This is a genomic window from Pacificimonas aurantium, from assembly GCF_020092905.1.
Classification (GTDB): domain Bacteria; phylum Pseudomonadota; class Alphaproteobacteria; order Sphingomonadales; family Sphingomonadaceae; genus Pacificimonas; species Pacificimonas aurantium.
In genome coordinates, this window is record NZ_JAGSGB010000002.1 from 324,613 (window position 1) to 350,588 (window position 25,976).

The 25,976-nt window shown below is 63.0% G+C and carries 25 protein-coding genes and 1 tRNA gene; 10 read left to right on the plus strand and 16 right to left on the minus strand.

The features are described from left to right. Positions 1 to 72 precede the first annotated feature (72 nt). On the minus strand, positions 73 to 1,320 hold the full coding sequence (locus KCN53_RS08365; protein ID WP_088712782.1) for a cytochrome P450: 1,248 nt from the start codon (positions 1,318 to 1,320) through the stop codon (positions 73 to 75). An 89-nt stretch (positions 1,321 to 1,409) separates the two neighbouring features. Here KCN53_RS08365 and KCN53_RS08370 point away from each other — a divergent pair, with 89 nt between their 5' ends. Beyond that, the gene (locus tag KCN53_RS08370; protein ID WP_172406241.1) at positions 1,410 to 2,417 is read left to right on the plus strand and encodes a zinc transporter ZntB; all 1,008 of its coding nucleotides are present in this window, start codon (positions 1,410 to 1,412) and stop codon (positions 2,415 to 2,417) included. A gap of 3 nt (positions 2,418 to 2,420) precedes the next feature. On the opposite strand, the gene KCN53_RS08375 is transcribed toward KCN53_RS08370, so the two are convergent. From KCN53_RS08375 to KCN53_RS08390, 4 genes are read right to left on the minus strand one after another with little or no spacing between them, the layout of a single operon-like run. Then, a complete protein-coding gene (locus KCN53_RS08375) occupies positions 2,421 to 4,073 on the minus strand; it encodes an FMN-binding glutamate synthase family protein (protein WP_397333627.1) in 1,653 nt (550 codons plus the stop codon). A gap of 38 nt (positions 4,074 to 4,111) precedes the next feature. Next, positions 4,112 to 6,217 carry an NAD-dependent DNA ligase LigA gene (ligA, locus tag KCN53_RS08380; protein ID WP_172406240.1) on the minus strand — a complete coding sequence of 702 codons (2,106 nt, stop codon included), beginning with the start codon at positions 6,215 to 6,217 and terminating at the stop codon, positions 4,112 to 4,114. 8 nt (positions 6,218 to 6,225) lie between these two features. Continuing rightward, positions 6,226 to 7,881, minus strand: coding sequence for a DNA repair protein RecN (gene recN, locus KCN53_RS08385; RefSeq protein WP_088712779.1), 1,656 nt, complete (start codon positions 7,879 to 7,881; stop codon positions 6,226 to 6,228). Between the two features lie 50 nt (positions 7,882 to 7,931). After that, complete coding sequence (locus KCN53_RS08390) at positions 7,932 to 8,702, minus strand: outer membrane protein assembly factor BamD (protein WP_088712778.1); 771 nt, start codon at positions 8,700 to 8,702, stop codon at positions 7,932 to 7,934. Positions 8,703 to 8,796: 94 nt separating this feature from the next. On the opposite strand from KCN53_RS08390, the gene KCN53_RS08395 reads away from it, so the two are divergent. Next, on the plus strand, positions 8,797 to 9,948 hold the full coding sequence (locus KCN53_RS08395) for a glycosyltransferase (protein WP_088712777.1): 1,152 nt from the start codon (positions 8,797 to 8,799) through the stop codon (positions 9,946 to 9,948). Here the strand turns inward: KCN53_RS08395 and KCN53_RS08400 are convergent. The 4 genes from KCN53_RS08400 to yajC are packed head-to-tail and all read right to left on the minus strand — an operon-like array spanning position 9,935 to position 13,227. Beyond that, complete coding sequence (locus KCN53_RS08400; RefSeq protein ID WP_088712776.1) at positions 9,935 to 10,321, minus strand: Mth938-like domain-containing protein; 387 nt, start codon at positions 10,319 to 10,321, stop codon at positions 9,935 to 9,937. The two genes, KCN53_RS08395 and KCN53_RS08400, sit on opposite strands and share 14 nt — an antisense overlap. Positions 10,322 to 10,330: 9 nt before the next feature. Then, positions 10,331 to 11,287 carry a protein translocase subunit SecF gene (gene secF / locus KCN53_RS08405; protein WP_088712775.1) on the minus strand — a complete coding sequence of 319 codons (957 nt, stop codon included), beginning with the start codon at positions 11,285 to 11,287 and terminating at the stop codon, positions 10,331 to 10,333. Then, positions 11,284 to 12,876 (minus strand): protein translocase subunit SecD, encoded by a 1,593-nt coding sequence (gene secD / locus KCN53_RS08410; RefSeq protein WP_088712774.1) that lies wholly within the window; start codon positions 12,874 to 12,876, stop codon positions 11,284 to 11,286. The genes secF and secD overlap by 4 nt, the downstream gene beginning before the upstream one ends. Positions 12,877 to 12,894: 18 nt before the next feature. Further along, positions 12,895 to 13,227: a preprotein translocase subunit YajC gene (yajC, locus tag KCN53_RS08415; RefSeq protein WP_088712773.1), complete on the minus strand. Its 333-nt coding sequence runs from the start codon at positions 13,225 to 13,227 to the stop codon at positions 12,895 to 12,897. 59 nt (positions 13,228 to 13,286) lie between these two features. Here yajC and KCN53_RS08420 point away from each other — a divergent pair, with 59 nt between their 5' ends. Continuing rightward, entirely contained in the window at positions 13,287 to 14,084 is a 798-nt protein-coding gene (locus KCN53_RS08420) for a DUF815 domain-containing protein (RefSeq protein ID WP_088712772.1), read from the plus strand. On the opposite strand, the gene clpP is transcribed toward KCN53_RS08420, so the two are convergent. From clpP to KCN53_RS08440, 4 genes are all read right to left on the minus strand, one after another. Next, complete coding sequence (gene clpP / locus KCN53_RS08425; protein WP_088712771.1) at positions 14,081 to 14,722, minus strand: ATP-dependent Clp endopeptidase proteolytic subunit ClpP; 642 nt, start codon at positions 14,720 to 14,722, stop codon at positions 14,081 to 14,083. The two genes, KCN53_RS08420 and clpP, sit on opposite strands and share 4 nt — an antisense overlap. A 94-nt stretch (positions 14,723 to 14,816) precedes the next feature. After that, positions 14,817 to 16,454 carry a trigger factor gene (tig, locus tag KCN53_RS08430; RefSeq protein WP_088712770.1) on the minus strand — a complete coding sequence of 546 codons (1,638 nt, stop codon included), beginning with the start codon at positions 16,452 to 16,454 and terminating at the stop codon, positions 14,817 to 14,819. Positions 16,455 to 16,504: 50 nt separating this feature from the next. Further along, positions 16,505 to 16,591, minus strand: a tRNA-Leu gene (locus KCN53_RS08435). A gap of 72 nt (positions 16,592 to 16,663) precedes the next feature. Further along, positions 16,664 to 17,413: a TlyA family RNA methyltransferase gene (locus KCN53_RS08440; RefSeq protein WP_224199532.1), complete on the minus strand. Its 750-nt coding sequence runs from the start codon at positions 17,411 to 17,413 to the stop codon at positions 16,664 to 16,666. A gap of 22 nt (positions 17,414 to 17,435) precedes the next feature. On the opposite strand from KCN53_RS08440, the gene KCN53_RS08445 reads away from it, so the two are divergent. Together KCN53_RS08445 and KCN53_RS08450 are read left to right on the plus strand one after the other, a co-directional pair. After that, on the plus strand, positions 17,436 to 17,648 hold the full coding sequence (locus KCN53_RS08445; protein WP_088712768.1) for a type II toxin-antitoxin system PrlF family antitoxin: 213 nt from the start codon (positions 17,436 to 17,438) through the stop codon (positions 17,646 to 17,648). Further along, positions 17,635 to 17,967, plus strand: a complete 333-nt coding sequence (locus KCN53_RS08450) for a type II toxin-antitoxin system PemK/MazF family toxin (RefSeq protein ID WP_088712767.1) — start codon at positions 17,635 to 17,637, stop codon at positions 17,965 to 17,967. Before KCN53_RS08445 ends, KCN53_RS08450 begins: the two co-directional genes overlap by 14 nt. 4 nt (positions 17,968 to 17,971) lie before the next feature. Here the strand turns inward: KCN53_RS08450 and dxs are convergent, their stop codons facing one another. From dxs to KCN53_RS08465, 3 genes are all read right to left on the minus strand, one after another. Then, on the minus strand, positions 17,972 to 19,894 hold the full coding sequence (gene dxs, locus KCN53_RS08455) for a 1-deoxy-D-xylulose-5-phosphate synthase (RefSeq protein ID WP_088712766.1): 1,923 nt from the start codon (positions 19,892 to 19,894) through the stop codon (positions 17,972 to 17,974). 103 nt (positions 19,895 to 19,997) lie between these two features. Continuing rightward, on the minus strand, positions 19,998 to 20,465 hold the full coding sequence (locus KCN53_RS08460) for a Fur family transcriptional regulator (RefSeq protein WP_088712765.1): 468 nt from the start codon (positions 20,463 to 20,465) through the stop codon (positions 19,998 to 20,000). 70 nt (positions 20,466 to 20,535) lie between these two features. After that, on the minus strand, positions 20,536 to 20,907 hold the full coding sequence (locus KCN53_RS08465; RefSeq protein WP_088712764.1) for a MerC domain-containing protein: 372 nt from the start codon (positions 20,905 to 20,907) through the stop codon (positions 20,536 to 20,538). A 105-nt stretch (positions 20,908 to 21,012) separates the two neighbouring features. Between KCN53_RS08465 and KCN53_RS08470 the strand changes: the two genes are divergently transcribed. From KCN53_RS08470 to KCN53_RS08490, 5 genes are all read left to right on the plus strand, one after another. Then, a complete protein-coding gene (locus tag KCN53_RS08470) occupies positions 21,013 to 22,071 on the plus strand; it encodes a COX15/CtaA family protein (protein ID WP_088712763.1) in 1,059 nt (352 codons plus the stop codon). Continuing rightward, positions 22,068 to 22,445 carry a DUF2237 family protein gene (locus KCN53_RS08475; protein WP_088712762.1) on the plus strand — a complete coding sequence of 126 codons (378 nt, stop codon included), beginning with the start codon at positions 22,068 to 22,070 and terminating at the stop codon, positions 22,443 to 22,445. Before KCN53_RS08470 ends, KCN53_RS08475 begins: the two co-directional genes overlap by 4 nt. Before the next feature lie 146 nt (positions 22,446 to 22,591). Further along, complete coding sequence (gene rplM / locus KCN53_RS08480) at positions 22,592 to 23,065, plus strand: 50S ribosomal protein L13 (RefSeq protein ID WP_088712761.1); 474 nt, start codon at positions 22,592 to 22,594, stop codon at positions 23,063 to 23,065. Between the two features lie 2 nt (positions 23,066 to 23,067). Beyond that, complete coding sequence (gene rpsI / locus KCN53_RS08485; RefSeq protein WP_088712760.1) at positions 23,068 to 23,637, plus strand: 30S ribosomal protein S9; 570 nt, start codon at positions 23,068 to 23,070, stop codon at positions 23,635 to 23,637. A gap of 151 nt (positions 23,638 to 23,788) precedes the next feature. Beyond that, positions 23,789 to 25,837 (plus strand): protein-disulfide reductase DsbD family protein, encoded by a 2,049-nt coding sequence (locus KCN53_RS08490; protein ID WP_088712759.1) that lies wholly within the window; start codon positions 23,789 to 23,791, stop codon positions 25,835 to 25,837. Positions 25,838 to 25,976: the final 139 nt, after the last annotated feature.

Below are 25,976 nucleotides of genomic sequence, written 5' to 3' on the forward strand. Positions count from 1 at the left end.
TGCGGAGTAGCGTTACAAAGTTACGCGCAGCCATGCAGAAAGAACATGACTGCGCGTTATCTCTTCGGAGGGTCAGTCGCGGGTCACGGTGACCATCTGCTTCCGGTACCCATTGACGAAGCAGCTATCCACGCGCTCGGGTTCGCCCTGACAAGTCACCTGCATGTTCCGCTTCATCATCTCCTCGACAAGCACCGTGAGCTGAAGTTCGGCGAGCCGAGCCCCGACGCAGCGATGAATGCCATAGCCGAAGGCTAGCTGGCGGCGGGCGTTGTCCCGGTCGGCGATGAACCTGTCGCCATCCTCGAACATCTCTTCGTCGCGGTTTGCCGAGGCGTACCACATGATGACCTTGTCGCCCTTGCGGATCGTCTTCCCGCGAAGTTCATAGTCCTCCAGTGCAGTGCGGCGCATATGGGCAAGCGGCGTCTGCCAGCGGATAAGCTCCTGTACGGCGTTCTTCACTTCCTTCGAACCTTCGGCCTCGCTCGCGCCGCGGACCTTCTCCCACTCCTCGGGCCACATATGCATCGTACGAGCCACTGCAGTCATCGAATTGCGGGTCGTGTCGTTGCCGCCGACGATCAGGAGGATCAGATTGCCGATGAACATGCGCTCCGGCATGTGATTCATCGCCTCGGAGGCCTGCATCATGGAAATCAGGTCGCGGCCGGGCTCCTGCTGCTTCTTCATTTCCCACAGGCCGGCAAAATACATGCCCATCTCGTACATGACGTTCATGCGTTCCTTGGCGAATTCCTCATCGTTCGCCGCGTTGAGATCGCCGGCATAATCGGACCAACGCGTCAGTTTGCGGCGTTCGTCCCAGGGAAAATCGAACAGTAGCGCTAGCATACCAGTGGTCAGTTCGATCGAGACGAGGTCGACCCAGTCGAACGCCTCGCCAACCGGCAGGCTGTCGAGCACCTTGCCGGTCCGCTCACGAATTTCCGGCTCCATGAAGTTGATTTCGGACGGAGTGAACTTCGGAGAGACGGTCCGGCGCTGGGGCGTATGTTCGGGCGGGTCCATGGCGATGAACATCGGCATCGGTTCCTCGTCCGAATCCTCCGGGCGGTCGGCAATCGTGATGCCGCTATATTCCCAGCTGGACGAGAAGATCTTCGGCAGGGCCTCGATCTCGACGATGTCCTTGTACTTGGTGGCGGACCAGAAGGGACCGTACCTGCTGTCGGACGTGAAGTGCAGCGGGTCCTCGCGCCGCATCTGCTCGAACAGCTCCGGCCAGCTTCGCGTTAGCCACAGGTCCGTTGCCGAAGGGTCGAACTGTGCCGACTGGGACTTCAACTGGGTTGCCATCGATAATCCTCCCAAATTCTACGAAATAGAGTATCACTCAAATTGCCAAGCTATGCAAACGGCTTTTACATGGCGCAATGACGCCGAATATGCCGCATACCCGCTCCCGAGCCGAAGAGATCGTCGAGGATCGCGGCCTGCTTTTCGCAGTCCAGATGGACGGCAAAGGGGGCGGTTCACTGGTGGGGTGGAACGATATCCAGTCGTGGGAGCGCACGCATGGGCCGCTATGGGCGCATGTCGACGCCGGGTCGGCGGAAGTCCGCCGGTGGCTGACCGAGGAAAGCGGTCTCACTCCCGTTACCATCGATGCCCTTCTTGACCCTTCTGCCCGGCCGCGAGTGTTCGCGGGACGCAACGGGTTCGCCACCATCCTGCGCGGCGTGAACCTCAACCCCGGCGCGGAACGGGAAGACATGGTGGCGATGCGCATCTGGTCCGATGGCGACCGCGTGATCACCCTGCGGCACGACTATCTGCGCACCCCCCGTATCATTCTCGACAGCATCCTCGCGGGACAGGGTCCGACAAGCGCCCCGGCCCTTTACGAGGGCCTGATCGACCGCCTGATCGACTTTTTCGGCGGGGCGATCGAGGATTATGAAGCACGTATCGACCGCATGGAAACCGACGTCGCCGACGACCCGGATGTCGACGTCATGCGCAGGGAACTGACCGATATCAGACAGGATCTCGCGCAGGTTCGGCGCTATATGTCTCCGCAGCGGCACGCGCTGCAGCGTCTGCTGGACGCGCCCCCGGTGTGGCTGGAAGAAAAACAGTTGCTGCTCCTGCGCGAGAGCGTCGACCAGTTCGAACATTACGTCGAGGAACTCGACGAATATCGCGAGCGGGCGCTCGTCGTGAAAGACGACATCCAGAACCTGATGGACGAAAAGATGAACAGGAACATGTACATCCTCTCGATCGTCGCGGCGGTATTCCTCCCGCTCGGTTTCCTCACAGGGCTTCTGGGTATCAATGTAGGGGGTATGCCCGGCGTGGAGAGCGGTGAGGCGTTCTGGATCACCTGCGGCGTGCTTGCCATTGTTCTCGTTGCGGAGGTCGCGCTCTTCCGCCGGCTGGGCTGGCTTTAGCGCTTAGTCGCACACCGGCCGGAAACTCTTCGCCTGCGCCATCGACCACCAGCGTGCATAGCTGGTCGCCTCCGCTTCCTGCAGCAGCTGCCCCGGCTCCAGGAATTCATACACCCGCTCGATGTTGGTCATCCTCGCAACGCTGACACGCTGGCGAAGATGGAAGGGGCGGAAATCGGTGTGATGTTCGACGCCCGCAGCGGTCATCAGGTTGCGAAGGGAGCCGATGGTTCGCTGGTGAAACCGCGCCACGCGCGCCGCCTTGTCGGGAATATCCAGCCCGCGCTGCCGCGCTTCGGAGGTCGTCGCAACGCCCGTTGGACAGGCATCGGTATGGCACTTTTGCGACTGGATGCAGCCGAGCGAGAACATGAAGGCCCGCGCCGCGTTACACCAGTCGGCACCCAGCGCGAAGTTCATGGCCAGTGTGGCGCCCGAATGGACCTTCCCCGCCGCCGCCAGCTTCACTTCGTCCTTCAGACCGCAGCCGACCAGCATGTTCCTGGTCATGATCAGTCCCTCGCGCAGCGGCAGGCCGACATGGTCCGACATCTCCTGAGGGGCGGCGCCCGTGCCCCCTTCCCCGCCGTCCACGATTATGAAGTCCGGGCGGATTCCGGTCTCGACCATCGCCTTGCCGAGCGCGAGCAGTTCGTGCGGATAGCCGACGCATAGCTTGAACCCGGCAGGTTTTCCGCCCGACAGATCGCGCATCCGGGCAATGAATTCCATCAGTTCAATCGGGGTGCGAAACACCTTGTGCGCGGCGGGCGAATAGACATCCTCCATTTCGGGAACGCCGCGGATTTCCGCAATCTCCTTGGTCACCTTCGGCCCGGGAAGCATGCCGCCCTTTCCGGGCTTGGCACCCTGGCTCAGCTTCAGTTCGACCATCTTGACCTGATCGTCCGCGGCTTTCTCCGCGAAAACCGCGGGATCGAAGTCTCCGTCGGGCGTCCGCGCGCCGAAATAGCCGGTGCCCAGCTCCCACACCAGGTCGCCGCCATGCCGATGATAGGGGCTCAGTCCCCCTTCCCCGGTATCGTGGTAAAAGCCGCCCTTCTGCGCTCCCCGGTTCAGCGCTTCGATCGCACGGGCGCCGAGCGAGCCATAGCTCATAGCCGAAATGTTCAGACAGGACGCTTCATAGGGATGTTTGCACTGACTGCTCCCCACGCGGACGCGCGGATCGGCCGGCGGGCCCACCTCCGGCGCCATCGAATGGGATAGGATTTCATAGCCTTCCTCGTAGACGTCCAGTTCGGTGCCGAAGGGCTGGGCATCCTCCTGCCCCTTCGCCCGCGCGTAGACGAGCGCCATCTGGTCGTGGTTGAAGGGCCGCCCCTCCAGATCTCCCTCGACGATATAGGCACGCAGGAACGGTCGCAGGTCTTCAAAGAACCAGCGCATGCGTGCGGCCACCGGATAGTTGCGGCGCAGCGAATGCCGTTTCTGGAAGAAGTCGAAGATCGCGAAAGCGAAACTTACCGTCAGGAAGGCAACCAGGATCCACAGCGGCCACCAGTGCAACGCGCCGTAGATCGCCGGCGCCAGGAGAACCAGCGGTACCCAGAGAAAGGCGTTCCGCTTGACCGGGTCGTCACGAAACAGGGCATCGTCCGTATCGGACAGGAAATTCTTCCGGATCATGGCCATGCAACGAGCCTGGCCGCGCTTGGGTCCGCGGGCCCCAGTTACGCGGCGCCTTCGACGATGCTCAACCAGGCCGCTTCATCGATGACCTCGATCCCCAGGCTCTCCGCCTTTTTCAGTTTGGAGCCCGCACCGGGACCGGCGACGAGAAGGTCGGTTTTCGAGGAGACCGATCCCGAGACACGGGCCCCCAGTCGCTCGGCCTGCGCCTTCGCCTCGTCGCGCGACACCGCTTCCAGCTTGCCGGTGAAGACGACGCTCTTGCCCGAGACGTCGCTCTCTTTCGTTTCAAAGACTTCCGCCTCTATCTTCATCTCGGATGCGAGGTCAGATACAGTTTCCCGGTTATGCTCTTCCAGCCAGAAGTCCGCGAGCGCGGCGGCCACCTCCGGGCCGATGCCCGACACCCCGATCTCCTCGGCCAGGCGCTCGTTCAGGCGCTGCGCCGTCTTGTCCTCGGTCTCGCCGACGGCCGCCCCATGTCCCGACTTGAGCTCTGCGAGACGGTCCAAAAGCGCCCGGAAGGCCGGCCAGTCTCCGTAGGCGCGGGCGAGGTCGCGCGCGGTAATCTCGCCGATATGACGAATGCCGAGCGCAAACAGAAACCGGCCGAGCGGGCGGCTGCGCGCGGCGTCCACCGAGGCCACCAGATTGGCAGCCGAGGTCGCGCCGAACCCCTCCAGTGACGCGATCTCCTCTTCCCTTTCGGGAAGGCGGAACAAGTCCGCGGGGCTTTCCAGCCAGCCGCGCTCGAAAAAGGCCTCGATGGTTTTCTCGCCGAGGCCATCGATGTCGATCGCGCGTCGCTGCTGAAAATGCTTCAGTCGTTCGACGCGTTGGGCGCGGCATGTCAGCCCGCCCGTACAGCGGCGATCGACTTCGTCCGGCTCGCGCACCGCAAGCGCGCCGCAGACCGGGCATTCGGTCCAGGGTTCGAATTTGGGGAGCTCGGCATGCTCCTTGGGGGCCGTCTTGACCGAGAGGACCTGCGGGATGACATCGCCGGCGCGCTGGATCTCGACGAGATCGCCCGCTCTGACGTCAAGGCGTCCGATCTCGTCCTCGTTATGAAGCGTGGCGTTGGTCACGACGACGCCCCCGACGGTGACGGGTTCCAGCCGGGCGACCGGGGTCAGTTTGCCGGTCCGGCCCACCTGCACGTCGATAGCATTGATCCGGGTAACGGCGCGCTCGGCGGGGAATTTATGCGCAATCGCCCAACGGGGGGCCCGGCCCACCATGCCGAGGCGTGCCTGCCAGTCCAGACGGTCGACTTTGTAGACCACGCCGTCGATGTCATAGGGAAGCTCGCCCCGCCGCTCGGCGGTGCGTTCGTAAACCGTCAGGGCATCCGTGACCGACCCCAGTTCGGGGCCGGTCGTTTCGAATCCCAGTCCCTCGATCCAGCTCATCATGCCCGACTGGGTGTCTTGCGGCAGGTCCGAGATCACCCCCCAGCCATAGGCGAAGAAGCGAAGCGGACGATCTGCGGTCACCGCCGCGTCGAGCTGGCGAAGCGACCCCGCAGCGGCGTTGCGCGGATTTGCGAAGACCTTGCCGCCAGCGTCTTCCTGCCGGGCGTTCAGCGCAGCGAAGTCCTCCTTACGCATGTACACTTCTCCTCGAACTTCAAGGACATCGGGAGCATTCTTAAGACTCTTCGGTATCGAATCGACCGAGCGAAGATTGGCGGTGACGTCTTCTCCGGTCTGTCCATCGCCGCGCGTCGCTCCGCGCACCAGATGGCCGCCCTCGTAGCGCAGCGCGACCGCCAGACCGTCGATCTTCGGTTCCGCCACAAACGCAAGATTCTCGTCGTCTCCAAGAGACAGGAACCGCCTCACCCGATCGGCAAAATCCACGACGTCCTCGGCGCTGAAAGCGTTGTCCAGCGACAGCATCGGCTGTTCGTGCGAAACCTTCCTGAACCCGCCCGACGGGGAGGCCCCCACCTTGCCGAGCGAAGGGGCATCGCTGGCAAGACCGGGATAGGCCGACACGATCGCCCGCGCTTCGGCGACCAGCGCATCATAGTCGGCATCCGACATTTCCGGAGCATCCTGCCCGTGATAGGCCTCGTTCGCTCTGGTGATCTGGCGGTCGAGATCAGCCAGTCGCTCCTTCGCCTCACGGCGCTGTTTCGGCATCTCAACCATCAGGCCAGCAGGCGCTGTGCCTGGGCGCGCGCCTCATCCGTAACGTCCGCACCTGACAACATGCGTGCGATTTCCTCGGTGCGCTCTGCCGTACTGAGGGGCTCCACATTCGTCACGGCCACCGCGCCAGTCGCGCTCTTGGAGATCCGGAAGTGCTGGTCTCCCGCGGCTGCCACCTGAGGTGAATGCGTGACAACAAGAACTTGGGTTTCCTTTGATAATTTAGACAGACGGTCTCCAATTGCGCTGGCCGTCGCGCCGCCCACGCCGCGGTCGATTTCGTCGAAGATCATGGTCCCGGCATCACCTTGCGCCGCAAGCGCCGCTTTCAAAGCGAGCATGAACCTCGAAAGTTCGCCGCCTGAAGCGATCGCTGCCAGGGGTCCGAAATCGCTTCCCGGATTGGTGGAGATTTCGAAGCGGACGCGCTCGCTCCCCTCGGCCGACCAGGCCTCTTCCGGCAGCGGGTCGAGAGCCACGCGAAAGCGCGCGGCTTCGAGCTTCAACGGGGCAAGCTCGGCAGCAACGCCGACCGCCAGCCGCTCTCCGGCGTCTGCGCGTGCCTTCCGCAACTCGTCGCAGGCCGCACCGAAAGCCAGCCGCGCCTCATCTCTTCTGTCCTGCAGTTCGGCAACGCGTGACGCGCCGCTTTCCGCAGCGTCCCGCTTCGCTTCAAACTCGGCAAGAAGGGCGGGAAGTTCTTCTCCGGCCACTCTGTACTTCCTTGCCAGGCCGCGCAGCGCAAACAGCCTCGCCTCGACCTCGTCGACCGCTTCCTGGTCGAAGGAGAGTGCCGCCATCGCTTCAGCCGCCGCATTTTCGGCATCGTCCAGTTCGACGAGCGCGCGGTCTAGAGCGTCGAGCGAGCGTTCCAGCGCTTCGTGGTGCTCGCCGACCCTGCCGAGAATGCGTGCGGCGCTGCGCAGCCGGGCAAGCGCCCCATCGGAGCCGCCGAATTCCTCGGCGACCGCAGTCAAATCCTCGGCAATGCGCTGACCCGCCATCATCGCCGCGCGCCGTTCGGCGAGTTCGGTTTCCTCGCCCTCTTGCGGGGCGAAGGCCGAAAGCTCGTCCACGGCCTGCTCCACGAATTCCCGGTCGGCCTCTGCGGCACGCGCCGCCTCTTCCGCCTCGGCAAGCGCGGCGCTGGCTTGCTTCAGCCCGGCATAAGCGCTTCGGGCCGCCGCCAGAAGCGACTCATTGCCTGCGAACTGGTCGAGCAGGCGGCGATGGCCGCGTGCATCGAGCAGTCCCCGTTCATCATGCTGGCCGTGAATTTCGACCAGCATCAGGCCGGTATCGCGAAGCAGGGTCGCGGGGACCGGGCTTCCATTGATCCAGGCACGGCTGCCACCATCCGCCTTCAGCACACGGCGCACGACGAATTCGCCGTCGGCGTCGACTTCGTGCTCGGCAAGCAATTTGTGGATAGGGTGCGCGGAGGGCAAGCTGAACTCGGCCGTCACTTCCGCCTTTTCCGCACCCGATCGGACCAGGCCGCTTCGCGCGCGCATGCCAAGGGCAAGGCCGAGGGAATCGAGCAGGATGGATTTGCCAGCGCCCGTTTCGCCCGTCAGCACCACGAGACCGCGACCGAACTCGATATCGAGGCGCTCGATCAGGACGACGTCGCGGACGGAAAGCGCGGTCAGCATGGGCTTGCTCTATCTGGCTCTCCCGCGAAACGGAACGGGAGAAAAGCGGGTCAGGCCGATGCGTGTTCCTGGATCAGCTCGTAGGTACGCTTGTACCATTTCGACCCGGGATAGTTATGACCAAGGACCGCGGCGGTACGACGGGCCTCCTCGGGAATACCGAGAAGCAAATAGGACTCCACCAAGCGGTGCAGCGCTTCAGGAGCGTGACTAGTGGTGTCGTAAGTATTCACGACATTTTCAAAGCGCTTGATGGCGGCGATATATTCGCGCCGCTGCATGTAAAAGCGCCCGATCGCCATCTCCTTGCCGGCCAGATGGTCGTGGGCGAGGTCGAGTTTCAGCCGCGCATCGGCTGCGTAGCGGCTGTCGGGATAGCGCCGGACCAGTTCGTTCAGGGCGGCGACGGCCTGCTGTGTAATCTGCTGGTCGCGCTCGACATCCTCGATCTGCTCGTAATAGCTTACCGCGATCAGATAATAGGCATAGTCGGCATTGCGGTTGCCCGGGTGAAGCGAGAGGAACCGCTGCGCCGCACCGATCGCATCTGGATATTCGCCGGCTGCGTAATAGCTGAAGGCGCTCATCAGCTGCGCGCGGCGGGCCCAAACCGAATAGGGGTGCTGACGTTCCACTTCGTCGAAGACGCCAGCAGCCAGCCGGTAACTGCCACGATCCAGGAAATCCTTCCCGACGGTGTACAGCGTGGCGACGTCCTGCGCGACATAGGACCGGTCGATAACGTCATTGTCCGATCCCGAAGAGGCACAGGCGGGAAGAAGCATGACGGCGGCAAGGGGAATAAGAGCGCTACGGCGCATGGGGGAAACCTTCATGGCGTTCGTTTAGGGGGATTCGACGGGATCGCCAACCGTTACGCTGGCAGGCCGTTGCGTCCCTTGCTAACGCCTGCGCGTGCTCAGGATTTTAACCCTTACGACGTTATTTCCCAACCCTGTCCAGCCTGCGCTCGGCAACAATGTCTGGCGCCAGCTCGAACGGGTTTCCGCCCTTCCCGATATCGAGATGACGGTGATTGCGCCGGTGCCGCGTTTTCCTCTGCCGGGGCCGGGCATGCCCTATGCCGACATGCGGCGGATCCCTGACCAGCGGGAGGCGGGCGGCATGTCGATATATCACCCCCGGTTCGTCACCGTCCCCGCCACCGGCTGGCGAACCGCAGGAGCGGCCATAGCCGCAGCGGCCGTGCCCCTGGCAAAGTCCCTGCACCGCGGGAACCCATTCGATCTGATCGCCGGGGAATTCTTCTTTCCCGATGCCGAAGCGGTTTTGCAGGCGGCAAAGTCCCTTCATGTCCCTCACATCATGAAGGCGCGCGGATCGGACATTCGATTCTGGTCGAAGAAGCGGACGCCGCGGCGCCAGATGGTGGGAGCGGGGCGACATGCGGCCGCGATCCTCGCCGTCAGCAGGGCGCTGCGCGAAGACCTCATCTCCATGGGACTGGCGCGCGAGCGGATCGACGTCCACTATACCGGGATCGACCTGGAGGCGTTCACCGCCCGTGCTGGCGCGCGGCGCGATCCGCATCTTCTGATCAGCGTCGGCAATCTGGTGCCGCTGAAACGGCACCACCTCCAGATCGAAGCCCTCGCCCACCTGCCCGCTTACCGGCTTGAGATTGTGGGCGACGGTCCCGAACGCAGCGCTCTGGAACGGCTGGCGAAGAAAAAAGGTGTGGCCGACCGCGTGTCATTTCTGGGCCGCATTGCGCATGCCGAACTGCCCTCCCGGCTGGCGGCCGCCGGGGCACTTTTGCACACTTCGAGCAGCGAAGGGCTCGCCAATGTCTGGGTCGAAGCTTTGGCCTGCGGTACGCCGGTGGTTACGACCCGGGTCGGTGGCGCGGCGGAGCTTGTCGATGACCGCACGGGGCGGCTCCTGCCGGTCAGCACCAGCCCTTTCGGGGTTGCGAAGGCGGTCGAAGAGGTCGCAGCACTCGTACCCGGCGGGGCCCCCTTCCAGAAGGCGGCGGCCCCGTTCTCCTGGGAAAGGAACCTCGCCCAACTACAGGATATCTACGCGCGGATCGTCAATCCGCGCTGAGCGGTAAGATAAGCGCGGCAACGTCGCGCGCTTCGGACAGCAGCAAATTGTACGTCCGCGCCGCCGCCCTGCTGTCCATGACTTCCGGCATCGCACCCCGGTCACGCAGCTGCCCAAGCAAGTCGCGGTCCGGCCAAGCCATTGCTGCGCCGCTGCCGATCAGCAGGACCTCGGGCGGAGCATCGCGGGTCAGTACCGGATCGAAATCGCTCATCGCCAAGTCCGTGACTACCTCGGCGCTGCTTTCCACGAAGATATCCCGGCAAATCAGAAAGGCGGACATGCGAGGCTGGCCGCCAACCACGATCGCCTTCCCGGCAAAGCCCTCAACCCTGTAGTCCCCGGGCGGAGGCTCATCGCGTTCGAGAGCCATCTGGGTCCGCTAGCTCCTTGCCTCGACCCGTTCGGCGTTGCCCGTTTCCGGCGGAAGGAAGCTGTTCGGACCGACGCCCAGCCAGAGCAGGACGGGTCCGGCGACATAGATCGAACTATATGTTCCGACGACGACGCCCAGCAGCATGGCAAGCGTAAAGCCGAAAAGCACCGGCCCCCCGAAGGCCAGCAGGGCACCGAGCGCGATCGCCATCGTAAGGCTGGTCATCACTGTGCGCGCCAGCATCTCGTTGATCGACAGGTCGAGCAGATCGATCATCTTCATTTTCCGGTACTTGCGGAGATTCTCTCGGATGCGGTCGTAGTTCACGATGGTGTCGTTCAGCGAATAGCCGATGATTGTCAGCAGCGCCGCCACGATGTTCAGGTCGAATTCGAGACCGGTCCAGGCAAAGAGACCAAGTGCGATGAGGACATCGTGCACAAGCGCAATCAGAGCCCCCACGCCGAACTGCCACTCGAAGCGCAGCCAGATATAAGCTGCAACGCCGATCATCGCGATCACTGCTGCCAGAATACCGTCCCGGATCAGCTCGTCGGACACCTTTCCCGACACCACGTCCTGCGCCAGCAGCTCCGCATTCGGATAACGCGTCTCGAGCGCGGCAAGCACGGCGCTGACCGTTCGCTGCACCGCTTCATCATCCTCCGATTCCGGGACCGGCAGGCGAATCGAAATCGCATTGCCCTCGCCGAACTCACTGATGTTCGAGGCGCCGCGGTCGAGGCCGTCGATCAGGCCGCGCACCTCGTCGATCTCGAACTCGTTCTGAAACTCGACCTGCATTTCCAGGCCACCGGCGAAATCGACGCCGTAGCTCAGGCCTTTCGTCATCACCCCAACAACGGACAGGATGACAAGGAGAGCGGTGACGCCAACGCCCACGAAGCGCCAGCGAACGAAGCCGATCTGGGTGTCGTCGGGTACTAGCTTCAGGAGTTTCATATCGTGATCGCCTTCGGCCGGCTGCGCCGGAACCACAGCGCGACGAGCATCCGGGTAAATGTGACGGCGGTGAAGACACTCGTCAGGATGCCGATGGACAGCACGACGGCAAATCCCTTGATGGGGCCGCTGCCGAGCCAGAACATGATGATCGCCGCAATGATATTGGTGATGTTCGCATCGAAAATCGTGCCTCTGGCGAGCCTGTAGCCGCTATCGACCGCGTCGATGACCCGGCGTCCCTTGCGCAGTTCCTCGCGGATACGCTCGTTGATAAGGACATTCGCGTCCACGGCGGCACCGACGGTCAGCACGAAGCCTGCGATGCCCGGAAGCGTCAGGGTCGCCCCCAGAAGCGACATGATGCCGATAATGAGGATCAGGTTGAAGGCGAGCGCGACGTTCGCATACCAGCCGAAGCGGCCATAGGTGATGAACATGAATACCATCACGGCCAGAACGGCGATGATCGAGGCTATCGTTCCCGCCTCAATCGAATCCTGCCCCAGCGACGCCTGAACGGTACGCTCTTCGATCACCTGCAGCTCGACAGGCAGCTTGCCCGACCTCAGCAGAATGGCCAGTTCATTGGCGCTTTCGACCGTGAAATTGCCCGAAATCACGCCTGAGCCACCGAGAATGGGCTCGTTGATTCGCGGCGCCGAGATGACGGCATCGTCGAGAATGATGGCGAAGGGCCGCCCCACATTTTCCTGCGTCGCGCGGGCGAAGCGTCGGCTGGCAATGCTGTCGAAGCGGAACTGCACGACGGCCTGGCCGTCCTGAAAGGTCTGCTGCGCATCGACAAGCTGGTCGCCGGAGATGAGCGTGCGACGCTCGACCACGATGGGTGCGCCGGTTTCCATGTCCGCAAGAATCTCGCTGCCGATCGGCGCCCGGCCGCGCGAGACATCTTCGGGATCTGCATCGACATCGACCATCTTGAATTCGAGCTGGGCGGTCTGACCGAGCAGATCCTTCAGCGCCTGAGGGTCCTCGAGGCCGGGAACCTCGACAATGATGCGATCTGCACCTTGGCGAATGATGTTCGGCTCACGCGTACCGAGTTCGTCGATGCGCCGGCGAATGACTTCGACCGCCTGCACCATGGCCGCGTCGACCGCCTGCTCGTTGCCGGCATCGGTCGGTGTGAACAGGATTCGGTTGCCGTCACGAACGGTGACATCATAGTCGCGGGCGCCGGTAACGCCGACCGCCGTCGTCAGCTGCCGGGAAATGTCGACCGCCTGATCGACTCGTTCAGCGTCCCGCACCATGTAGCTGAGCGTTCCGCCACGCAGGCTGACATCGCCGATAGATACAGCACCCCCGTCCGCGCGCCGCAGCTCAGAGCGAAGGTTGTTCTCCAGCCCTTCCAGACGCGATTCGAACAGGCTTTCTCGGTTGGCTTCCAAGAGGATGCGGCTCCCCCCCTGAAGGTCGAGCCCCAGATTGACCTGCGCAGTCGGAAGGAAACCGGGAAAGGACTGGAGGGTACGTTGCGGCAGCGCGTTGGGGAGCGCGAAGAGCACCCCGAGAAGAAGAACCGCCCAGATGCCGATGATCTGAGTGCGAGAAAGGTCGAGCACTGACTTGGGTCCGCTGCGTCAGTCGTTCGCCGCGGCTGCCTTGGCGCGCGGACGAACTTCTGACAGCGTTCCCTTCACGACCTGCACGGTCGTACCGGCGGCGATTTCGACCTCGACTTCGGTCTCTGTCACTTTCTTGACCTTACCGACGAGCCCTCCGGCCGTGACAACGGTATCATTCCTCTGAACCGCCTCGATCATGTCGCGATGCGCCTTCATGCGCTTTTGCTGCGGACGGATGAGAAGGAAATAGAAGATCGGAATGATGAGGAGGAGCGGCATAATGGCGCTGAGGATGCCGCCTGCTCCTCCCGGCGCGCCCGCCTGGGCGTAGGCTGGAAAGGAGAACATGGATATCTCTTGGCTGAATTCGTTGCACCGCTACTTAGGCCGGTAGTAGCGGAGGCGCAATGTCACAGCAGCTCGAATCCCAAATCGCCCGTATCGCCGACGCGCTGGAGCGCCGCTTCCCGCCTGAACTCCAGGCCGACCTGTACGGTTTCCCGGCGTATCGCTGGTCGCTGCGTGGGCTGGAAGCGGTCGAGCGGCTACGCGCACTGCCGATGTCGGCGTTTGCCGCGATGGATCGGCAGAAAGAGCTCCTGCACGGCAATTCGCAGCGCTTCGCCGAGGGAAGGCCTGCGCACGACGCCTTGCTCTGGGGAGCTCGCGGTATGGGTAAGAGCGCGCTGTGCCGGTCCGCAGCCGCCGAGGCAGGTCTTGCCGTCGTGCAAGTCGAGCCGGAACGGATCGGCGATCTGGAAGTGCTTCTTTCACAGCTCGCGAAGGCTGGCGACAGGAGATTCATCGTTCTGATCGACGATTTCGGAGTCGATGCCACCGTTAGCGTGCACCGCCTTCGCTCGCTGCTGGACGGAAGCATCGAGGCCCGCGCTGCTAATGCCCTGATCTACGTCACGTCCAACCGCCGGCATCTTGTTCCCAGAGCTGCGGGCTCAGGCGCAGCAGACGTTCATGAACGCGATGCCCAGCATGACGAACTTGCGCTGGCAGAGCGCTTCGGCCTTTCCATCGGGTTTCACGAGGCCAGCGAAGCGGACTATCTCGCCATCTGCCATAGCCTCGCCGCGGCGCGAGGGGTGGGGCCGGTCGAGAAGGCCGACGCGCTGGCGTTCGCGCATATGCGCGGCGCGCGTTCGGGACGCATCGCCGCGCATTATGTCACTGATCTTGCCGGACGAGACTAGGAGGAGGACGCCTCGCTGCTCTCGTCGTCGTCTTTCGGGACGGGGCGCTTGTCGAACACCTCGTCCACAAGGCCGAACTCCTTCGCTTCGTCGGACGACATGAACTTGTCGCGCTCGACGGCATTCTCGATCACCTCGACGTCCTGGCCGGTATATTTCGCCATCAGTTCATTCATCCGGTGACGGATCCGCAGGATTTCCTTGGCCTGGATCTCGATGTCCGTGGCCTGACCCTGTGCGCCGCCGGATGGCTGGTGGATCATGATGCGAGAATTGGTGAGGGCAACCCGCATGCCGGGCTCGCCGGCCGAGAGAAGGAAGCTGCCCATGGAGGCGGCCTGGCCGATGCAGACCGTTCCGACGCGCGGACGAATATACTGCATCGTGTCGTGGATCGCCATGCCCGCCGTGACAACTCCGCCCGGCGAGTTGATGTACATGTATATGTCTTTTTTCGGATTTTCGCTCTCGAGATAGAGCAGCTGCGCTGTCACGAGCGTCGCCATGTGGTCCTCGATCGGACCGGTAACGAAAACGATCCGCTCCCGGAGCAGGCGGGAATAAATGTCGAAGGACCGCTCCCCGCGGTTCGACTGCTCGATAACGATAGGAACGAGGGCGGAAAGCGGATCCTGCATGACGGGCCTTTTTCTATATTCGCTGGAACGGGATTAGGTCGGGGCGGCACCGGCGCCTGTCAATAGCGCCGCGCCGACCCGCGTCCTTCTGAAATCAGTCCTCGCTCTTTGCAGCGGATTTTTTGGCCAGAGCCTTCTTTGCAGCCGGTTTTTTTGCCGCAGCCTTCTTGGCCGCCGGCTTCTTGGCGGTAGACTTCTTGGCAGCTGCCGTGTCCTCGTCACCAGTCTTGGCAGCGGGCTTCTTCGCAGCCGCCTTCTTGGCTGGAGCCTTCTTGGCAGCTGCCGTGTCCTCGTCACCAGTCTTGGCAGCGGGCTTCTTCGCCGCAGGCTTTTTGGCGGTGGTTTTCTTGGCCGGGGCCTTTTTCGCGGCCGGCTTTTTGGCGGGCGCCGGTTTCGCTTCGGGGCTTTCGTCCTCGTCCTCGATGGCGGCTTCGAGGTCGGCGCGTGTCACCTTCCGCTCGGTCGTCTCGGCATCGGCGAGCAGCGCGTCGACGACCTTGTCCTCGAACAGTGGCGCACGAAGCTGAGCGGCGGCCATCGGGTTTTTCTGAAAATATTCCATGACCTGCTGCTGCTGGCCCGGATATTTCTGAGCTTCCTGCAGGACCAGCTGCTGCATTTCCTGCTGAGTGACTTCGACACCCTTTTCACGGCCGATTTCCGACAGCAACAGGCCGAGACGCACGCGGCGCTCCGCAATGCGGCGATAATCGTCGCGGTCCGCTTCGATTTCCTCTTTCGCGGCCTCTGGGTCTTCCGCGTGGCCCGCTTCATGTTCGAGCTGCTGCCAGATCGTATCGAATTCCTGATCGACCATGCTCGGCGGAACGTCGAAATCATAGCGCGCGGACAGCGTATCGAGCAGTTTCCGCTTCATATAGGTGCGCGAAAGGTTCTCCAGCTCTTGGTTCAGGTTCTGGCCGAGTATGTCCTTCAGCTGATCCAGGCCTTCGAGCCCGAGATTCTTGGCGAGATCATCATCCACCTTCGGCGTGACGGGCTTGCGAATCTCGGTCACGGTGACGTCGAACTCGGCCTCGCGGCCGCGCAGATAAGCGGTGGGATAGTCTTCGGGGAACGTAACCTTCACGGTCTTCTGATCGTTCGCCTTTGCGCCTTCCAGCTGGTCCTCGAAGCCTGGAATGAGACGGCCGGAGCCGAGCTCTACCGGGAGACCTTCGCCGGTTCCGCCCTCGAATTCCTCGCCATCGACCTTTCCGACGAAATCCATGACGACCGTATCGCCCTCTTTCGCCTTGTAGGTCTTAGCGGCTGCCTCGGTCGACTTCTGCTGCTCGGCAAACTTCTCGAGTGCCTCGTTCAGCTCTTCATCGCCTGCTTCGACAGTCAGCTTTTCAAGCTTGATCGGCTCCATCTCGCCGACCTCGACCTGGGGAAGAACTTCCAGCTCCATGGCAAAGACGACGTCCTTGCCCTCACCGCTTTCCTTCAGGTCGACGGAGGGCTGCCCCGCCGGGCGCAGCTGCTTTTCGGACAGAACCTGCTGAACGCCTTCCTGGACGTACGTCTGCAACGCTTCGCCGTACAAAGCCTCACCATGCATCTTGCGAACGAGGTTCTTCGGCACCTTGCCGGGGCGGAAACCCGGCATGCGAATGTTCTTCGATACATTCGTCAGCTGAGCGTCGACCTTCGCCTCGATGGCGTCGGCCGGGATCGTCACGGTATAGGCGCGGGCCAGGCCCTCGTTCTTGGTTTCGTCGATGCGCATGGGTCTGAAACTGCTTTCTTATTCGTTCGCGTGCGGCGGGATCAGCGGTTTGGTGCGGGCGAAGGGACTTGAACCCCCACGTCCTTCCGGACACCAGAACCTAAATCTGGCGCGTCTACCAGTTCCGCCACGCCCGCATGAAAGGAGTGGCGGGCGGTATAGGGACGACGCCCGCAGGGCGCAAGACAGGCTCGTCAGTCTACCGCCGGCTAGCCGCTCCGGGCTGCCGCCACCAGGAATTCAACATTGCCTGCCGGGCCGGTAATCGGACTTGCGGTGACTCCGTCGACGAGCCAGCCCGAGGCCGAAAGCCAAGCGCACACCTCCTCCTGGACGCGCCGATGGATGGCCGGATCGCGCACGACACCGCCCTTTCCGACCTCATGCGGTCCAGCCTCGAATTGCGGCTTGATGAGCGCCACGAGCTTGGCTGACGGCGCCGCGAAGGACATCGGTGTCTCGAGTACCTTGGCGAGACCGATGAAGCTCGCATCGCAGACGATCATGTCTACCTGCTCGGGAATGTGTTCGGCGGTCAGGTGCCGTGCGTTAGTCTGCTCATGGACGATGACGCGCTCGTCCTGCCTCAGCTTCCAGGCAAGTTGGTTCGTCCCACTATCCACAGCGTAGACCTTCGCGGCGCCGCCGTTCAGCAAGACGTCGGTAAAGCCGCCAGTCGAACTGCCGACATCGATGCAGACGAGTCCAGTGGGGTCGACCGCGAAATGGCGAAGGGCGTGAGCGAGCTTCAACCCTCCCCGCGAGACCCAGGGATGATCCTTGCCCCGAACTTCCAGCGGCGCATCTGCGGCGAGCAGATCGCCGGCCTTCGCAATCTTCCGCTCACCCGAGAACACGGAGCCCGCCATGATGAGCGCCTGCGCGCGGGTCCGGCTCTCCGCCAGCCCCCGTTCCGCGAGCAACTGGTCCACCCGTTTCTTCGCCGTTGAAGTCACCAAGGAATTTCCTTACACAGTCGACATGATCTTGGGAAAGCTCACGTCCAAGGCCCAGACGACCATCCCGGCCGCTGTCCGCCGTGCACTGGACCTGCAGCCTGGCGACCTGATCGCCTACCGCATCGAAGCCGGTCAAGTCGTGATGACCAAGGCCGAGGATACTGGCGAAGACGACACTCTGTCGCTCTTCGCCGAATGGAGCGACGAAGCAGACCGGGCCTATGACGCACTATAAGCCCGGCGACGTCGTCCGCGTCCCGTTCCCCTACGCGACGACGAACAGAAGCCGCTTTCGTCCCGCGCTCGTTATTTCGAAGCCTATCGGCATGCAGGCCTCGATGATCTGGGTCCTGATGATCACCAGTGCAAAGCGCCAACGCTGGCCGGGCGATATCGAGATCGACTACCGCGCAGCCGGTCTGCCTGTCGCGTCGCTGGTCCGCACGGCACGGATCGCCACCGTAGACACGGAAGCTCTTCTCCCGCTCGGAAAAGTACCTGCCGGCGAACTGGCCGCAATCCGCGGACGGATGCGGGCGGCGTTTTCGGTCTAGGCTCCTAGGCGCGGGCTTCCTCGACCGCCACGCTGTTGTGACGTAGCGCCTCCAGCACTTTCGACACGATATGAGGGGCTGTGAGGCCTGCCTCCTCATATTGTTTTTCGGGCGCGTCCTGGTCCTGAAAGACATCGGGCAGCCGCATAGTGCGAATCTTCAGTCCGGCATCGGTCCAGCCCTCGTCCGAAGCCAGGGTCAGCACATGAGCACCTAGCCCCCCGATTGCCCCCTCTTCGAGAGTCAGCACGACTTCATGCGTCGCGGCGAGCTTGCGAATCAGTTCAGAATCGAGCGGCTTCGCAAAGCGCAGATCCGCTACGGTCGTCGGCAAGCCCTTCGCCTCAAGCTCATCGGCCGCCTTCAAGGCCTCTCCCAACCTTGTACCGAGCGAGAGGATGGCGACTTTCGAGCCGTCGCGAACGACGCGGCCCTTGCCGATTTCAAGACGCTGCGGGGATGCCGGCAGTTCGAGCCCCTCGCCGCTGCCGCGGGGATAGCGGAACGCGATCGGCCCCTCGTCATAGGCCGCCGCCGTATGCACCATGTGCACAAGTTCGGCTTCGTCGGCCGCCGCCATGACCACCATGTTCGGCAGGGTGGTCAGGTAGGTGATGTCGAAACTGCCAGCGTGAGTCTGGCCGTCCGCTCCCACCAGGCCCGCCCGGTCGATGGCGAAACGAACCGGCAGGTTCTGGATCGCCACGTCGTGGACAACCTGGTCGAATGCACGCTGGAGAAAGGTGGAATAGATCGCCGCGAAGGGCTTCATGCCCTGGGCTGCGAGGCCGGCCGCGAAGGTTACACCGTGCTGTTCGGCGATGCCGACATCGAACGCGCGGTCGGGGAAGGTCTCGGCGAATTTGTCAACGCCGGTTCCGCCCGGCATTGCCGCCGTAATCGCGCAGATTCGCTGGTCTCGCTCCGCCTCGGCAATCAGAGCCTTTGCAAACACGCTGGTGTAGCTAGGAGGCCCCGGCTTCTTCGGCGCCATTTCGCCAGATACGACGTCGAACTTCGAAACGCCATGATACTTATCAGCGCTCGCCTCTGCGGGCGCATAGCCATGACCTTTCTTCGTCACGACATGCACGAGAATGGGACCCTGTTCGGAATCTCTCACATTCTCGAGTACGGGGATCAGATGCTCGAGATTGTGACCATCGATCGGCCCGACATAGTAAAAGCCCAATTCCTCGAACAGCGTCCCGCCCGTCGCGAGACCCCGGGCATATTCCTCCGCCTTGGAAGCGGCAGTGTAGAGGCGCTTGTTGAAGCGCGACGCGAATTTCTTGGCGAGGCTGCGAAGCCCCAGATACTCGCTGGAGGAGACCATCCGCGCCAGATAGGCGCTCAGCCCCCCGACCGGCGGCGCTATGGACATGTCGTTGTCGTTGAGGATGACGATAAGCCGATTGCCGGCCTGCTCGGCATTGTTCATGGCCTCATAGGCCATGCCGGCGGACATGGCGCCGTCTCCGATGACCGCAATCGCCCGGTCGGGCGCGCCGTTCAGCTTGTTTGCGACGGCAAAGCCCAGGGCCGCCGAAATCGACGTCGAACTGTGCGCCGCGCCGAAGGGATCATATTCGCTTTCGCTCCGCTTGGTGAACCCGCTTAGCCCGCCGCCCTGCCGAATAGTCCGCATTCGGTCGCGCCGCCCGGTCAGGATCTTGTGAGGATAAGCCTGGTGGCCGACATCCCAGATCAAGCGGTCGTCCGGCGTATTGAACACATAGTGAAGTGCGACGGTAAGCTCGACCACACCCAGACCCGCCCCGAGATGGCCGCCGGTCTGGCTGACGGCGTCGATCATCTCTGCGCGCACTTCATCGGCAAGCTGGCGCAGCGTCTCCGGTTCGAGCTTGCGCAGGTCGTACGGGGTGTCGACGGTATCGAGAAGCGGCGTTGCCGGCATGCCGGTCATTGGATCCCCAGGAAACTATATTGAACCGCTGGCTTTAGCGGTGAAGCGCAGCGGTGTCGAATGGCTCGATTGTCTCACCGGCTGTGACGGCCGTTGTCCGGTCTCAGGCAGCTTCCGCCGCTGAACAGGCCCTGCAGACCCCGCGAACCTCCATGACAGGTTCGAGGGGCTGGAAGCCCAGTCGTTCCGCGCGATTCCGCATATCTTCCGCCAGGTCGTCATCGTCGAAATGCGTAATCCCGCCGCACTCCTTGCAGATCAGGAAGATGCAGTCGTGACGGCATTCGGGATGCCGGTTGGCCACATAGGCGTTTTCGGTCTCGACCCGTTTGGCGACGTTACTGTCCACGAACAGGTCGAGGATGCGGTAGATGCTGTTGGGGGCAACGCGCTTGCCGCGACGCTGCGACACCGCGTCGGCGATGTCGTAAGCGCTGGCGGGCCCGTCCATGGACGCCAGGACCGAAAAGACCGTAGCGCGCATCTCCGTCCAGCGTTCGCCGCGTTCCGAAAGCGCCCGCTCGGCGGCACCGGCGAGAGCTTCACCTTCATATTCGCGATGTTTGACCATGACGGGAATATCGCCCCCGCGTCCGACGCGCGCAAGTCGGAGCGCGAATTCGGAGATCAGAAGATGCTGGTCAGCGCGCCTGGCGTGCCCATTTCATGTTGAGCGCATGCGCGATGGCGACAAGAACGACACCCAGGATGGTCAGGGCAATTTCCCGCCCGCCGTGAACGGACATCAGGGCGGCCGTCATTGCCCCCAATCCGAAACAGCCCAGAGCGACGGCCTGCCAGCGGCCATGGCTGAGGGCACCGCCAACCAGACCGGCGGCCGCGAGCGGCAGGGCCACCAAGAGACCTATCTGATGCACGTCGTGTCCCCAGAAAGCCGTTCCCGACACAGACAGCACGGCAATCAGCACCGCCCCTGCCAGGCAGTGGAGCAGGCAAAGGCCGCTAAGTCCGATCGCGATACGATCGATAAGGGGAGAGAGGCGACGCGGCATTGATGATGATATAAGGTTACATCACTCGCATCGCAACCCGGCCGCGACAAATTTCGCATCTCGCCTGCATGGCCAGAAGCGCTGCTAACGAGTATTCCGCGGCCCATGAGCTTTCCTGCGAAATCTGCGCCCCGCCCCGCCCCCGTGGCCGGATGGCTGTCGGCCGTGGCGGCCCTGATCGTTCTGATGGTCGTGGTTGGCGGCATCACCAGGCTGACCGAAAGCGGCCTTTCCATTGTCGAATGGAAGCCCGTGAGCGGCACTTTACCGCCCCTCAGCGAACAGGCGTGGCACGACGAGTTCGCCGCGTATCAGACCTCGCCCGAATATCAGCAGATCAACCGCGGCATGAGCCTCTCCGAATATAAGAACATCTATTTCTGGGAGTGGCTGCACCGTCTGATCGGGCGACTGATCGGGGTTGCCTTCGCGTTGCCGTTGATCTGGTTCTGGGCGAAGGGTGCGATCCCTCGCGGATACAAGCCTCGCCTCGTTGCCCTGCTTGGCCTCGGCGCCCTGCAGGGCGTGATCGGCTGGTGGATGGTGACGTCGGGCCTCGCCCAGGAACCGGCCGTCAGCCATGTGAGGCTGGCCGTACACCTCAACCTAGCGCTCCTGATCATCGCGCTGCTCGTCTGGACCGCGGCGGATATGCTGAGAGGACCGGCACGGATATCGGGCTTCGGCTGGGCAGCGGCGGCAGTGCTTTTCGTCCAGCTCGTCTATGGTGCCTTCGTGGCGGGCCTGGACGCTGGCTATGCCTATGCGGAATGGCCGGCCATGGGCGGCGGATTGTTGCCTGCCTATGTTGGCTGGCTCGAACCGGTGTGGCGCAACTTCGTCGACAACCCGACTATCGTTCAGTTCTTCCACCGCTGGTGGGCCTTCGTCGCCTTCGCAATGCTGATCGCTCTGGGGGTGAAGGCGATGAAGCTGGGATCGAGGCGAACGCCGATCGCGCTTCACCTTCTTGTTACGCTGCAGGTGGTTTTAGGAATCGCGACGCTGATTTCCGGCGTGGAGATCTGGATCGCCGCAGCCCATCAGGGCGTCGCCGCTCTGATCGTCTGGTGCACCGCGGCCTGCATCCACCGGATCGGCGAACCGGCAGCGAAGAGCGAGAATGCTGAGGCGATCCGCCAGTCGCAGGGGCAGCCGGCATGAGCGACGCGCGCAATATACTCGGCACGAAACTCGCGGACTGCAGCCATGATCCGGTCACGGGCTGGCGCCGAGACGGCTGCTGCGCGTCGACGCCCGACGATACCGGAAATCACTCGGTATGCGCGGTCATGACAGAGGACTTCCTGTTCTTCTCGAAGGCCGCGGGAAACGACCTGTCGACGCCGCGTCCGGAATTCATGTTTCCCGGATTGAAGCCCGGCGATCGCTGGTGCGTGTGCGCGGCGCGCTGGGAAGAGGCGCGGGTCGGCGGCGCCGCTCCGCTGGTCGTTCTGGAGGCCACGCACGAGCGTGCTCTGGAGGTACTCGCACTGGGGCACTTGCAGGCGCACGCCTATAACGGCGAGAGCGCATAGGGTAATATTTTACCACACGCCCAAACCCCCAAAAGCCTTGACGAATTTTGGCGGCAAGCGCATATGCCGCGCAACAAAGCGGGTGGCCCAGCGTCTGGCTGGCCGGCCCGCCTTTTGTTTTCAGACACTTCCGATGGACCTGAATTATGTACACCAAGACGACCACGTCGCTGAAGGCGAGTGAGATCGAGAAGAAATGGGTGCTGATCGATGCCGAGGGGCTCGTGGTCGGTCGCCTGGCCTCGGTGATCGCCAACCGCCTGCGTGGCAAGCACAAGGCCGGCTACACGCCGCACCTCGACTGCGGTGACAATGTCATTGTCATCAATGCGGACAAGGTTCGTTTCACGGGCAAGAAGATGACCGACAAGGTCTACTACCGCCACACCGGATATCCCGGCGGGATCAAGTCCACGACGCCTGCCAAGGTGCTGGAGGGCAAGTTCCCAGAGCGCGTCCTGACCAAGGCCGTGGAGCGTATGATCCCCAAGGGTCCGCTTGGCCGTCAGCAGATGAAGAACCTGCGCGTCTTTGCCGGCGCCGAGCATCCGCATGAAGCGCAGAACCCGGAAACGCTCGATGTCGCGGGCATGAACCGCAAGAACAAGGTGGCGAGGTAAACATGGCCGAAGAGAAAAAAGGTCTCGAAGACCTGAAGGAACTGCAGCAGGAGGCCTCCAGCAAGCAGGCCGCCGCTCCGCAGGAAGCTCAGGCGGGCGCCGCTGCGACGGATACCGAGGCCGCCGAAGAGTTCGATCCCAATGCGGTGAACGCCGCGTCGCTGCGCGAGAAGGAAGTCGATCAGTACGGTCGTTCCTACGCCACCGGCCGCCGGAAGGACGCGGTTGCGCGGGTCTGGCTGAAGCCGGGGTCGGGCAAGATCACGGTGAACGGCAAGGACCAGGGCAAGTATTTCGCCCGTCCGACGCTGCGCCTGATCATCAACCAGCCGTTCGAGGTTGCCCAGCGCAAGGGTCAGTACGACATCGTCGCCACCGTTTCGGGCGGCGGCCTGTCGGGTCAGGCCGGCGCGGTCAAGCATGGCATCTCGCAGGCGCTGACGCGAATGGAACCGGAACTGCGCACGATCATCAAGCAGGCCGGCTTCCTCACTCGCGACAGCCGCGTCGTCGAGCGTAAGAAGTACGGTCGGGCCAAGGCACGCCGCAGCTTCCAGTTCTCGAAGCGCTAAGACCTTCGAGATTTGCCGATCCGATTTCGGCCGGTGGTCCCCTTCGGATCGCCGGCCGTTGTCGTTTTGCCCACCCCGGACCTGACCTAGGCGTCCTACTCCGGTGCCGCCCCCCTTTTCTAATGCGCCTGCGGGCGCGATATGGCGGGTCATGAGCCGGCCCATCCTCTTTCTGGCGCTTCTTTGTTTCCTGATCCCTTCAGGGGCGCAGGCCCAGAGCCGCGTCGAAAACGAGCGCATGACCATTGCGCTCGAAGTCGGACCGCGCATTGGCGAAACGCGCACAGCCGCCATTGTCATGACGCCCCGGCCAGGGTGGCATACCTATTGGAAGAACCCGGGAGCCGCGGGAGTGGAGAGCCGGGCCTCGTGGACGCTGCCGTCAGGCGCCAGCGCCGGTGATCTGAGGTATCCGGTGCCCGACCGGTTCACCGTCTCCGGGATCATGAACTATGTCTTCGTGGGAGAGCGTGCGCTTCTGACGGAGCTGTCCGGACTTTCCAGCGAGCGCGACGAGCTTTCGCTGCAGTTCGACTATCTGGTCTGCGATGACCGCCTTTGCGTTCCGGAACGCGCAGAGCTGTCGGCGAGAATGGCCGACCTTCAGGTCGGCGCGCAGAGGATTGCCAGTTGGCAAGCCGACCTGCCCCTCCGCTTCGAAGCTGACGGCGCCGTCGAGCGGCCCGGCGACATCATCCGTTTCGGCTTTACCGTCCCCGACATTGCCGCCGTCAAGAGCGCCTACTTCTTTCCCGCGATAGATGGAGCGGTCGACTACAACGCGGCTCAGCGGGCCTCGCGTAGCGGAAACAAGCTCGTTCTAGAGACCTCGGCAGGCTTCGAACCCCCTACATCGGCCGTGCCCGGAGTGTTGAAGCTCTTCCTGAAAGATGGCGGCATCATGGGACTGCAGGTCTCGGCCAGTCCAGGTTCGGTCCAGCCTGCGGGCATCCCCCTCCCGATGGGCCAGGGGCCTGTCGAATCCGAAGCGGACCAAGGCGAGGGCAAGGCATCTTCACCGCCGCTCCTCGCCGCCTTTTTCGCTGCGGTTCTTGGCGGTCTGATCCTCAACATCATGCCTTGCGTCTTTCCTATCCTAAGCCTGAAGGCGCTCAGCCTCGCAAAAGGTGGCCGGTCAGAAGGGGCAGCGAGATCGGAAGCTCTCTTCTACACGGCAGGCATATTGTTGGCGGTTCTCAGCCTTGGCGCCGCTCTCCTTCTCCTGCGAGCCGGTGGGGCGAGCGTCGGCTGGGCATTCCAACTCCAGGATCCGCGCGTCGTTTTCATCCTGATGTTGCTCGTCACCGGAATCGCACTCAATCTGGCGGGCCTGTTCGAATTGCCGGGCGTGACTGTCGGAGGAACTGGGCTTTTCGCCCGCGACGGCCGTACTGGCGCATTTATGACAGGGGTGCTGGCTGCAGTCATCGCGACGCCCTGTACGGGGCCCTTCATGGGCGCTGCCCTCGGCGCCGCGCTCATTCTCGACAGTTCTGCCGCCATTCTGGTCTTTTTGGGGCTCGGCGTTGGGATGGCCCTTCCCTTCCTCCTCATCGGATTCGTACCGGCACTCCGCCGCCGTCTGCCGAAACCAGGAGCGTGGATGGCGACCCTCAGACGGCTGCTCTCGGTTCCGATGTTCGCCACCGCTCTCGGGCTCGCCTGGATCCTTGGCCGACAAGCTGGAGTAGACGGACTGGTGACCGGCCTGGGTGGAACGCTGGTCCTGGGCCTTGGACTCTGGTGGCTCGGATCGGCGCGCAACCGCGCCCTTCCGCTGGCTACGGCGCTGGCCTCGCTCATCTTCGTCCTGACCATTCCCAGTGAAAATGCGCCCGCACGCGCAGGGTCCGAGGCGTCGGATATTTTGCAGGCCGCGGCATTTTCGCCGGACCGCTTGGCTGAGCTGAAAGAGCGCGGCACGCCTGTTTTTCTCTATTTCACAGCCGATTGGTGCATCACCTGCAAGGTGAATGAGCGCGGCGCCCTGTCCAGCGAAACGGTAGCCGCGCATTTCGAGACCGCCGGAATAGAGACACTCGTCGGCGATTGGACGAGGCCCGACCCGGTGATCACCGAGTTTCTCACCGCTCGCGGCCGGGCAGGCGTACCGCTCTACCTGTTCATCGATAGCGAAGGTAACGAGCGGATCATGCCGCAAATCCTCAGCGTCGACGCCCTCACCGAACTGACCGGCTAGCCTCGCAAGCTTTGTGGTGGCGTCGCGCGATAGTGGTCGAAGCTGCGGTCGGGCTAGGCTACAGGAAGAGCCGAAATCATTCCTAGCCTTGCCGATTGCTCCATAGTCGCGGCAGGCAGGCCGAAGATCATGCCGAGCA

Bases quoted from the DNA above. Each gene is read 5' to 3' on its own strand.
- KCN53_RS08460 (WP_088712765.1), bottom strand. From the start codon at position 20,465: ATGGTCAAACATCGCGAATATGAAGGTGAAGCTCTCGCCGGTGCCGCC.
- ligA (WP_172406240.1), bottom strand. From the start codon at position 6,217: ATGCCGAAACAGCGCCGTGAGGCGAAGGAGCGACTGGCTGATCTCGAC.
- KCN53_RS08475 (WP_088712762.1), top strand. From the start codon at position 22,068: ATGAGCGACGCGCGCAATATACTCGGCACGAAACTCGCGGACTGCAGC.
- KCN53_RS08375 (WP_397333627.1), bottom strand. From the start codon at position 4,073: ATGGCCATGATCCGGAAGAATTTCCTGTCCGATACGGACGATGCCCTG.
- KCN53_RS08490 (WP_088712759.1), top strand. From the start codon at position 23,789: ATGAGCCGGCCCATCCTCTTTCTGGCGCTTCTTTGTTTCCTGATCCCT.
- rplM (WP_088712761.1), top strand. From the start codon at position 22,592: ATGTACACCAAGACGACCACGTCGCTGAAGGCGAGTGAGATCGAGAAG.
- secF (WP_088712775.1), bottom strand. From the start codon at position 11,287: ATGAAACTCCTGAAGCTAGTACCCGACGACACCCAGATCGGCTTCGTT.
- KCN53_RS08365 (WP_088712782.1), bottom strand. From the start codon at position 1,320: ATGGCAACCCAGTTGAAGTCCCAGTCGGCACAGTTCGACCCTTCGGCA.
- clpP (WP_088712771.1), bottom strand. From the start codon at position 14,722: ATGCAGGATCCGCTTTCCGCCCTCGTTCCTATCGTTATCGAGCAGTCG.
- KCN53_RS08450 (WP_088712767.1), top strand. From the start codon at position 17,635: ATGACGCACTATAAGCCCGGCGACGTCGTCCGCGTCCCGTTCCCCTAC.
- rpsI (WP_088712760.1), top strand. From the start codon at position 23,068: ATGGCCGAAGAGAAAAAAGGTCTCGAAGACCTGAAGGAACTGCAGCAG.
- KCN53_RS08400 (WP_088712776.1), bottom strand. From the start codon at position 10,321: ATGGCTCTCGAACGCGATGAGCCTCCGCCCGGGGACTACAGGGTTGAG.
- KCN53_RS08470 (WP_088712763.1), top strand. From the start codon at position 21,013: ATGAGCTTTCCTGCGAAATCTGCGCCCCGCCCCGCCCCCGTGGCCGGA.
- tig (WP_088712770.1), bottom strand. From the start codon at position 16,454: ATGCGCATCGACGAAACCAAGAACGAGGGCCTGGCCCGCGCCTATACC.
- recN (WP_088712779.1), bottom strand. From the start codon at position 7,881: ATGCTGACCGCGCTTTCCGTCCGCGACGTCGTCCTGATCGAGCGCCTC.
- KCN53_RS08390 (WP_088712778.1), bottom strand. From the start codon at position 8,702: ATGCGCCGTAGCGCTCTTATTCCCCTTGCCGCCGTCATGCTTCTTCCC.
- KCN53_RS08370 (WP_172406241.1), top strand. From the start codon at position 1,410: ATGCCGCATACCCGCTCCCGAGCCGAAGAGATCGTCGAGGATCGCGGC.
- KCN53_RS08445 (WP_088712768.1), top strand. From the start codon at position 17,436: ATGATCTTGGGAAAGCTCACGTCCAAGGCCCAGACGACCATCCCGGCC.
- KCN53_RS08465 (WP_088712764.1), bottom strand. From the start codon at position 20,907: ATGCCGCGTCGCCTCTCTCCCCTTATCGATCGTATCGCGATCGGACTT.
- KCN53_RS08420 (WP_088712772.1), top strand. From the start codon at position 13,287: ATGTCACAGCAGCTCGAATCCCAAATCGCCCGTATCGCCGACGCGCTG.
- yajC (WP_088712773.1), bottom strand. From the start codon at position 13,227: ATGTTCTCCTTTCCAGCCTACGCCCAGGCGGGCGCGCCGGGAGGAGCA.
- dxs (WP_088712766.1), bottom strand. From the start codon at position 19,894: ATGACCGGCATGCCGGCAACGCCGCTTCTCGATACCGTCGACACCCCG.